Below are 9,454 nucleotides of genomic sequence, written 5' to 3'. Positions count from 1 at the left end.
TGGGCGCATTGCGCAACAGCGCCAGACGCGACTCCAGCACGATCTCGTACAACGACTGATCGCGGTTGGTCGCTTTAAGGGCGAACCCCGTCACCACGCCTTGCACGCGACGTGCGCTTTCAGGCTGGCTCCACTGGTCACGCGGCGGCGGCTGGATCACGAACGCACCGATCCGTTTCAGGAAGTCAGTGCGGGACAGGTCATGGCGAGGGTGCGTGAACCGGATCGTGTACTTCGTCGGCTCTCCGATTCCGCGTGCCCCGGCGAACTCGTAGACGTCCGCCAGCGCGGCAGCGGGCGCACCCTTGATATCGAGACTGTAGAACTGGTGGATGTCGACGCCCGCGCGTGCGGGTGTATCCGGATCGGCCGTGCTCGGGGTCAATCAATCCTCCGGAAACGTTTGCGGAATAGACCACGCGACTTTAGCTAGGAAGGGAGCCAAGTCGCCATAGGACGAATCTGAAATTGGCAAAAAACTGGATTCGCAACCCCGAATCGGTTTGACATCCCGATGTAGCGGAAATGGATTCCGTGTTTCGCTGACGCAGGTTCGCCCGATTTTCGAATCTTTGCTCTAATTCGCGGCGGCGCCCTTGCAATCGAAAGCAGTCCGAAAGACTACACGACGCGTTGTTCCACAATTCGGGATGTGCAGGCGGCCAGTCGGCGCCTTTTCCATGCAACCGCGCACCCGCCCCAGGCCACCTCGCTTCGTTTGACCACATAGTGCGACATCGCCTGCGGTCGCGGCCGATCGCAAATCATGCGCTTACGCATTCGTCCGCGCGTCATCGCGCGCATTTCGGCGCGATGGCGAACGATTTACGCGCACGAACGTCACGTGCCGCATTGTCGCGGTGCCGCGAACCGGTTCCCTCGCCAATGGCGGCCACCCTCCGCTGGCGCCGCGCGACACATGCGGCATCGTGCATCGATGTCAGAACTGACAGCTATGGAAACTGGCAGCTACCTGAACGGCGCCGACGCCCTACGCTCGTCACCGCTCGCGGCCCCACAAGGGCTATGGGCTCCAGCAACGTCGTCTCTCCTAAAAAGGACTCCCGATGAAAAGGAACGCCCGGTTTGCCCTTCCCCTTCCGTCGCCCCGCCGCCTCGCGTACGCGTGGCCGCTCGTGTTCGTGGCCGGTGCCGCGCACGCGACGACGGATTGGGTCGACACCCACACCAAGGCCTTTCTGACCGGCCCGCAGTTGATGGCGCGCAGCGCGGCACCGTCGCTCGAACTCGCGGCCGGCGAAACGACGAACGTCGTCGTCAGCCTGAAGCTGCGTAATGCCGCGCAACTCAAGCAACTGGCGCGCGACGTGAACCGGCCCGGCAGCGCACACTACCGCCAGTATCTGACGCCCGAGCAATTCCTCGCGAACTATGCGCCGACCGAAGCGCAGGTGAAGTCGGTCGTCGACTATCTGCGCAAGAGCGGGTTCGTGAACATCGAGGTCGCGCCGAACCGGCTGCTGGTGTCCGCGCACGGCACGGCCGGCACGGTGAAGACCGCGTTCAACACATCGCTCGTGCATTTCCAGTACGCGGGCCGCTCCGGCTTCGCGAACGCGTCGACCGCACAGGTGCCGCGCGCGCTCGGCGACGTCGTCGGCTCGGTGCTGGGGTTGCAGAACGTTGCACGCGCACGGCCGATGCTGCGCATCGGCAACGTCGCTAAGCCGCAGACGCTTGCGGCCGGCACGGCCACCGGCCATTATCCGAAGGAATTCCCGGGCCTTTACAACGCGACCGGAGTGCCGACCGCGGCCGGCGTGACGGTCGGGATCGTCACGATCGGCGGCGTCTCGCAGACGCTGCAGGACCTGAAGCAGTTCACGTCCAGCAACGGTTACGGCACGGTCGCGACCCAGACCGTGAAGACCAACGGCACCGGCACGACCGGCAGCTACAGCGACGACCAGGACGGCCAGGGCGAATGGGATCTCGACAGCCAGTCGATCGTCGGCTCGGCCGGCGGCCAGGTCGGCAAGCTCGTGTTCTACATGGCGGACCTGAACGCGGCCGGCAACACCGGGCTCACGCAGGCGTTCAACCGTGCAGTGTCGGACAACACCGCGAAGGTGATCAACGTGTCGCTCGGCTGGTGCGAAACCGATGCGAGCGCGGACGGCACGCTCGATGCCGAGGAACAGATCTTCACGACGGCCGCCGCGCAAGGCCAGACATTCTCGGTGTCGTCGGGCGACGAAGGCGTGTACGAGTGCAACAACCGCGGCTATCCGGACGGCGCAAACTACACAGTGTCGTGGCCGGCCGCGTCGCCGCACGTGCTCGCGATCGGCGGCACGACCCTGTACACGACCTCGGCCGGCGCATTCTCGAAGGAAACGGTCTGGAACGAAGGCCTCGACAGCAACGGCAAGCTATGGGCCACGGGTGGCGGCGTCAGCTCGATCCTGCCGGCACCGTCGTGGCAGCCGGGCAGCAACCGTCGGTTGCCCGACGTGTCGTTCGACGCCGCTCAGAGCACGGGCGCATACATCTACAACTACGGCCAGCTTCAGCAGATCGGCGGCACGAGCCTAGCCGCACCGATCTTCACCGGCTTCTGGGCACGCCTGCTCGCGGCGAACGGCACGGGCCTCGGTTTCCCGGCCGCGAAGTTCTATGCGGACATTCCGTCGAACCCGTCGCTCGTGCGCTACGACGTCGTATCGGGAAACAACGGCTATCAGGGGTATGGCTACACCGCAGGCACCGGCTGGGATTACCCGACCGGCTTCGGCAGCCTGAACATCTCGAACCTCAACAAGCTGATCCAGACGGGCGGCTTCTGAGCGAGATGTGATTTGACATGACGGCGCGCGGTGGTGTTGCATCGCGCGCCTGCCCCGCGATTATCCGGCACCAGGTTCACGCGGAATCCCGCTCCGTCGCGTGCTCCTTCACCGGCGCCGACGCGACGGGCGCACCGGCCCGATGCGACGGCGCGAACAGCCGCAGCCCGCTCGCGACGCTCGCGGCGCCGGCAAAGCCCGCACCGAGCATGAGCGCGAGCGTCGGCCCGTGCCGCCCCGCGATCCCGAACGACAGCGCGACGAGCGCGGCGCCGGTCGCCTGCCCGATCAGCCGCGCGGTCGCGATGATCCCGCTCGCGCCGCCGCTGCGTTCGGGCGGCGCGCTCGACATCAGCGCCTTCAGGTTCGGCGACTGGAAGAAGCCGAAGCCCGCGCCGCACAGCATCATCCGCCAGCCGATGTCGACGACGCCCGGCGCCGCCGGCAGCGCGGCAAGCGACACCATCCCCGCGCTCAGCAGCGCAAGCCCGATCGCACCGAGCAATCCGGGCGGATAACGGTCGGACAGCCGGCCCGCGATCGGCGCGGCGAGCGCGACGATCGCCGACCACGGCGTCATCAGGAAGCCGGTCTCCACCGCACTGCGATGCAGGACGGTTTCGAAATAGAACGGCAGCGACACGAACGCGAGCCCCTGCGCGGCGAACGCGCACACGGCCGTCAGCGCGGACAGCGTGAACACCGGGCGGCGAAACAGGTCGACCGGCAGCATCGGCGCCGGGTGCCCGGCCTGGCGGCGAATCAGCAGCCAGCCGAATGCGAGCGCGACGGCGGCGGCGGCGAACACGACGGAAAGCGGCCCGCGCTGCGCGAATTCGCCGAGCGCGAAGATCAGCGATGCAAACGTGATTACGTTGAACAGCGCGGCGAGCGGATCGAACGCATGCTTGCCGCGCGCCGTCTGCGGCAGCGACGGGATCGCCACCGCGAGCGCGACCACGCCGAGCGGCACGTTGACCGCGAACAGCCACGGCCATGCGGCGACCGACAGGATCAGCGACGCGATCGTCGGCCCTACGGCGAACGACACGCCGACGACGAGCGCGTTGAATCCGACGCCGCGCCCGAGCCGGTGCGCGGGAAACAGGTTGCGGATCAGCGCGACGTTCACGCTCATGATCGCGCTCGCGCCGAAGCCCTGCACGATCCGCGCTGCCGTCAGCTGCGGCAGCGTCGATGCGACCGAGCAGCCGAGCGACGCAAGCGTAAACACCGCAAGGCCGGCGATATACACGCGCTTGTGGCCGACGATGTCGCCGAGCGACGCGAACGGCAGCAGCGTCGCGACCATGGCGAGCTGGTACGCGTTGATGATCCATACCGACGCGGCCGGCGACGCGTGCAGGTCGGCGGCGATCGCGGGCAGCGCGGTGTTCGCGATCGCTGTGTCGAGCGTCGCGAGCGCGACGGCGAGCAGCACGGCGGACATCGCGCGCCAGTTGACGGCCGGCTCACGGGCTGCGGCGGAAGAAGCGAATTCGGACAAGATGAGGCTCGTCTGACGAGCGACGCGCAGCGTCGCGGATTGAGCGGCGCGGCGACGGGCGCTCCGTGCGGCAGGAACGGAACGCGCTGCACCGCGAACCGTATTGTTGCAGAGCCGCATCGAACGTGCAGGCAAGTGCGTCGTCAGTCAGCAAAACGAAAGCCTTGGCGCAGCACACCGGGTGCGCCGTGTCGTTGGGGACGCAACGATCGATACGCCGAACGTTGCGTCTGCGCGCCGTTACGACACCGCGCGCCGCGCGTTGCGTCCGCGCAGCCATTCGAGCGCGAGCAGCAGGCTCGTCGAGAAGATGATCAGGATCGTCGCGAGCGCGGCGATCGTCGGGCTGATGTTCTCGCGGATCCCGGTGAACATCTGGCGCGGCAGCGTCGTCTGGTCCGCGCCCGCGAGGAACAGCGTGACGACGACTTCGTCGAACGACGTCGCGAACGCGAACAGCGCGCCCGACATCACGCCCGGCGCGATCACCGGCAGCGTCACGCGGAAAAACGTCGTCACCGGATTCGCGCCGAGCGACAGGCTGGCGCGCACGAGGTTGTAATTGAAGCCCTGCAGCGTGGCGGCGACCGTCGTGACGACGAACGGCACGCCGAGCGCCGCGTGCGCGGCGATCAGGCCCGTGTATGTATTCGCGAGCCCGAGCGGCGCGAAGAACAAGTACATGCCGACGCCGACCACAACGACCGGCACAATCATCGGCGACAGCAGCACGGCCATCAGCAGCGCCTTGCCGCGGAAGTTCGCCTTCGTGAGCCCGATTGCGGCGAGCGTGCCGAGCACGGTCGCGACGATGGTCGCCGACGGCGCGACGATGAAGCTGTTCTTCGCAGCCATCCGCCACTCGTCGGACGCGATCAGGTTCTCGTACCAGCGCGTGGAAAAGCCGGGAATCGGATAGACGAGGAACGTGCTCGACGAAAACGACAGCGGCACGATCGCGAGCACCGGCAGGATCAGGTATAGCAGCGTGAGCACGACGAGCACGCGCAACGCGACGTACCACGCGCGCTCGACGAACGACATGTGCGGCGCGAACAGCGGCCTGGCGAGTTTCATGATCGGCATCCCCTTCCTGTATTGCGTATTCGTTTTTCGTGCCTCATGCCGGGCGCGACGCTCAGCCGAGGCTCACGTTCGTGCGCGTGAAGCGTCCGTACACCGCATACAGCACCAGCGTCGCGGCAAGCAGCAGGCCGCCGAGCGCGCACGCCATGCCCCAGTTGATCGTCACGTTCGTGAAGTACGCGACGTAATAGCTGACCATCTGGTCGTTCGGACCGCCAAGCAGCGCGGGCGTGATGTAGTAGCCGATCGCGAGGATGAACACGAGCAGCGCACCCGCGCCGATGCCCGGATAGGTCTGCGGCACGTACACGCGCCAGAACGCGGCGAACGGATGACTGCCGAGCGACACGGCCGCGCGCTGGTAAGTCGGCGGAATCGACTTCATCACGCTGTAGAGCGGCAGGATCATGAACGGCAGCAGGATATGCGTCATCGAGATGTATACGCCGACGCGGTTGAACAGCAGCGTCAGCGGATGCGAGATCAGCCCGCTGCCGATCAACGCCTTGTTGATCAGCCCTTCGCTCTGCAGCAGCACGATCCACGCGGCGACGCGCACCAGCACCGATGTCCAGAACGGAATCAGCACGAGAATCATCACGAGGTTCGCGCGGCGCTCCGACAGCGTCGAGATCCAGTACGCGAGCGGATAGCCGAGCAGCAGCGCGAACAGCGTGACCGCGACGCCGATCACGAACGTGCGGCCGAAGATCGCGAGATAGATCGACTGGTCGGGATCGGCCTGCACGATGTGGCCGAAGCCATCCTGCTTGTGGTCGAGCGACGCAAGCAGGTAAAACGGCGACAGCTGGCTGCCGTTCTTCGCGATCGACTGCCAGTATGCGACGTCCCCCCAGCGGGAATCGAGGTCGATCAACTTCGCACGCGTCTGTGCGGGCGTGAGCGCTGCGGCTGCGGCATCGTTGTCGTCCTTCAGCGGCATAGCGCGCGCCGTCTTCGCGACGAGCGAACGATAGCCGGGAATCTCGGTATTCAGACGCCGCGCAAGCGCGCCCATCGCCTCGCTGTCGGCGACCTTCGTCATGTCGGCCGCGAGCGCGGCATACGCGGCGTCGGACGGCCGCGTCTTGCGGTCCCAGCCCGACAGCGCGGCGATCGTGTTCGGCAGCGCGGTCGCGATCTCCGGATTCTGCACCGCACGCGTGAGCAGCGTGCCGATCGGCACGACGAAGATGAGCAACAGGAAAATCGCAAGCGGCACGATCAGCAGCAGCGCCATCGTGCGCTTGCGGGCCTCGGCGGCCTTCAGTTCGCGCTTGAGCGCGGCTGTCGACGGCGAGGAAGGAGCGATCGTCATCGTGTTCAACGGTTCTCTCCGGCCGGGCGCGATCCGGCGGAATGCCGCGCGACGCGTTCAGCGCGACGCGCGGCCGGTTGCATCAGGATCCCTAAACGGTTACTTCGTCGCCCACGCGGCGAAGCGCTGCTCGAGCTCGTCGCTGTGGTCGGTCCAGAAGCCGATATCCTCCAGCACCGCGTTCTTGCCGTTGGCCGGCGAGTTCGGCAGGTTCGCGAGCGTCTTCGCGTCGAGCGACTTGATCGCCGCGACGTTCGCGGGGCCGTACGCGATGTGCTGCGCATACCCTTTCTGCGGTTTCGGCGTCAGCGTGTACGCGATGTACTGCTCGGCGAGCGCCTTGTTCGGCGAGCCCTTGGGAATCGCCCAGTAGTCGAGGTCGTAGATGCTGCCGTTCCACACGACCTTCAGGTTCTTCCCTTCCTTCTGCGCGGCGTCGATGCGGCCGTTGTACGCGGTCGACATCACGACATCGCCGGCGACCAGGAACTGCGGCGGCTGCGCGCCGGCTTCCCACCACTGGATGTTCGGCTTCAGCTCGTCGAGCTTCTTGAACGCGCGGTCCTGGCCGGCCTTCGTGGCGAGCACCTTGTATACGTCCTTCGGTGCGACGCCGTCGGCCATCAGCGCGAACTCGAGGTTGTAGCGTGCGCCCTTTCGCATCCCGCGCTTGCCGGGGAATTTCTTCACGTTCCAGAAATCGGCCCAGCCGGTGGGCGCCGATTTCAGCTTGTCCGCGTTGTACGACAGCGCGGTCGACCACACAAAGAAGCCGACGCCGCACACCTGCGGCGCTTCAGGAATCAGATCGGATTTCTTCGCGATCTTCGACCAGTCGAGCTTCTCGTACAGCCCTTCGTCGCAGCCGCGGTTCAGGTCGCCCGATTCGACTTCGACCACGTCCCAGTTGACGTGTTTCGCCTCGACCATTGCCTTTACTTTCGCCTGCTCGCCGTTGTATTCGACGGCCGTGACCTTGTTGCCGGTCGCCTTCTCGAACGGCTGGTTGAACGCGGCCTTCTGCGCGTCGCCGTTCGCGCCGCCGAAGTTGACGACCGTGAGTTCGGCCGCCGTGGCCGATACGCCGAAAGCGGCGAGCGCCAGTGCGACCGCGGTGCGACGTGCGGTAAAGCTTGCTCGGTTCATGGTGGTTCCTCTCCTCTCGTGGTGGAAGTGGGCAGTTGTTGTTGACGACGTGCTGCGGAAAACCGGGGAAACCATGTGTTACGCGAACACGCGCAGGTGCTCGGGCGCGAATGCGAGCGACACCGGCGCACCGGGCGAGAACGCGTCGAGCGCGCCCGTGCCGAGCGGCACCTTCACGAAACATTCGTCCTGGCCAGGCAGTGCGCAACGCATGCGCACGTGATCGCCGAAATAGATGAGGCTGCGAGCTTCGCCGGCCACGCGGTTGGCCGCACCGCTCACGGGTGCGTGCCCGTTCGCGAGGCTCATGCGCTCGGGGCGGATGCATGCGACGGCCGACGCGCCTTCGGCCGCATCGCCGATGCGGCGGCCTCGCAGCGTGGTGCCGTCGCCGAGCCTGAACTCGCAGAATTCGCCGTCGACGCGCGCGATGGTTCCGCGCAGCCGGTTGCTGTCGCCGATGAAGTTCGCGACGAATTCGTTGCACGGCGACTCGTACAGGCGGTCGACGGTGTCGAGCTGCTGCACGATGCCCTTGTCGAACACGGCGACACGATCGGACATCGTCAACGCCTCGCCCTGGTCGTGCGTCACGTAGACGAACGTCACACCGAGCTTCTCGTGCAACGCCTTCAGTTCGTACTGCATGTGTTCGCGCAACTGCTTGTCGAGCGCGCCGAGCGGCTCGTCCATCAACACGAGCTTCGGCTCGAACACGAGCGCACGGGCAAGCGCGATGCGCTGCTGCTGACCGCCCGACAACTGCGCCGGATAGCGCTTCGCGAAGCGCTCCATCTGCACCATCTTCAGCGCATGCGCGACGCGCTCCGCGCGCTCGGCCGCCGACAGCTTGCGCACCGTCAGCGGATACGCGACGTTCTGCTCGACCGTCAGGTGCGGGAACAGCGCGTAGTTCTGGAACACCATGCCGATGTTGCGCTTGTGCGGCGGCACGGTATTCAGCAGTTCGCCGTCGAGCCGGATCTCGCCGCCGGTCGGAAATTCGAAGCCGGCCAGCATCATCAGGCATGTGGTCTTGCCCGAGCCCGACGGCCCGAGCAGCGTCAGGAATTCCCCCCGGTGAATATCGAGGTCGAGCGATTTGACGACCAGCGTCTCGCCGTCGTAGGTCTTCCGCACACCGCGAAAACTGACGATCACATCATCGGACTTCATCGTGGCTGTCTCCCCTGCTGCGCGACAATCATTTTCGAGATGCGAGCCACTATACGGCGCATACGGTTCTACAATAGGGAACCATTTCAATATTCCGAGTGGAACCACTTTGGACACCGTGATCGTCGCCGACTGGCTCTCCGCCCGTATCGACCGCAGCTCGCCCGAGCCGATGTACCGGCAATTGCTGCAACTGATGCAGCAAGCCATCCTGACCGGGGAATTGGGGCCAGGCACAAAACTGCCGAGTTCGCGCACGCTCGCGGCCGACCTGTCGATCGCCCGCAATACCGTGCTGCACGTGTACGACCAGCTCACGGCCGAAGGCTACGTGCTGACGACGACCGGCAGCGGCACCTATGTCGCCGATACGCGCCCGGATGCCGCCGCGATCCCCGCGCCGGGCGCCGCGCC

Annotated in this window: 7 protein-coding genes and 1 pseudogene; 2 read left to right on the top strand and 6 right to left on the bottom strand. The window is 66.0% G+C overall.

The window, feature by feature from the left end; genetic code table 11:
- A pseudogene (locus J7024_RS35195) lies at nt 1–385 on the bottom strand (type VI secretion system Vgr family protein); the annotation flags it as partial.
- A 682-nt stretch (nt 386–1,067) separates the two neighbouring features.
- Here J7024_RS35195 and J7024_RS35190 point away from each other — a divergent pair.
- Nucleotides 1,068–2,807, top strand: coding sequence for a S53 family peptidase (locus J7024_RS35190; protein WP_124826414.1), 1,740 nt, complete (start codon nt 1,068–1,070; stop codon nt 2,805–2,807).
- 76 nt (nt 2,808–2,883) lie between these two features.
- Here J7024_RS35190 and J7024_RS35185 read toward each other — a convergent pair whose 3' ends face one another.
- From J7024_RS35185 to J7024_RS35165, 5 genes are all read right to left on the bottom strand, one after another.
- Nucleotides 2,884–4,314, bottom strand: a complete 1,431-nt coding sequence (locus J7024_RS35185; RefSeq protein WP_124826415.1) for an MFS transporter — start codon at nt 4,312–4,314, stop codon at nt 2,884–2,886.
- Nucleotides 4,315–4,554: 240 nt separating this feature from the next.
- Nucleotides 4,555–5,391, bottom strand: a complete 837-nt coding sequence (locus J7024_RS35180) for an ABC transporter permease (protein ID WP_098553010.1) — start codon at nt 5,389–5,391, stop codon at nt 4,555–4,557.
- 61 nt (nt 5,392–5,452) lie between these two features.
- Complete coding sequence (locus J7024_RS35175; RefSeq protein WP_234745918.1) at nt 5,453–6,718, bottom strand: ABC transporter permease; 1,266 nt, start codon at nt 6,716–6,718, stop codon at nt 5,453–5,455.
- A 99-nt stretch (nt 6,719–6,817) separates the two neighbouring features.
- A complete protein-coding gene (locus J7024_RS35170) occupies nt 6,818–7,864 on the bottom strand; it encodes an ABC transporter substrate-binding protein (protein ID WP_124826417.1) in 1,047 nt (348 codons plus the stop codon).
- Nucleotides 7,865–7,942: 78 nt separating this feature from the next.
- Complete coding sequence (locus J7024_RS35165) at nt 7,943–9,040, bottom strand: ABC transporter ATP-binding protein (RefSeq protein ID WP_175760220.1); 1,098 nt, start codon at nt 9,038–9,040, stop codon at nt 7,943–7,945.
- A gap of 109 nt (nt 9,041–9,149) precedes the next feature.
- On the opposite strand from J7024_RS35165, the gene J7024_RS35160 reads away from it, so the two are divergent.
- Nucleotides 9,150–9,454, top strand: a 305-nt coding sequence (locus J7024_RS35160; protein ID WP_234745917.1) for a GntR family transcriptional regulator, incomplete at its 3' end; no start/stop codon positions are given.

This window comes from Burkholderia sp. WTPI3, assembly GCF_021483755.1.
In the GTDB taxonomy this organism is placed as follows: domain Bacteria; phylum Pseudomonadota; class Gammaproteobacteria; order Burkholderiales; family Burkholderiaceae; genus Burkholderia.
The sequence above is the reverse complement of the archived record's forward strand: the minus strand, read 5'-3'. Positions and strand labels throughout refer to the sequence as shown.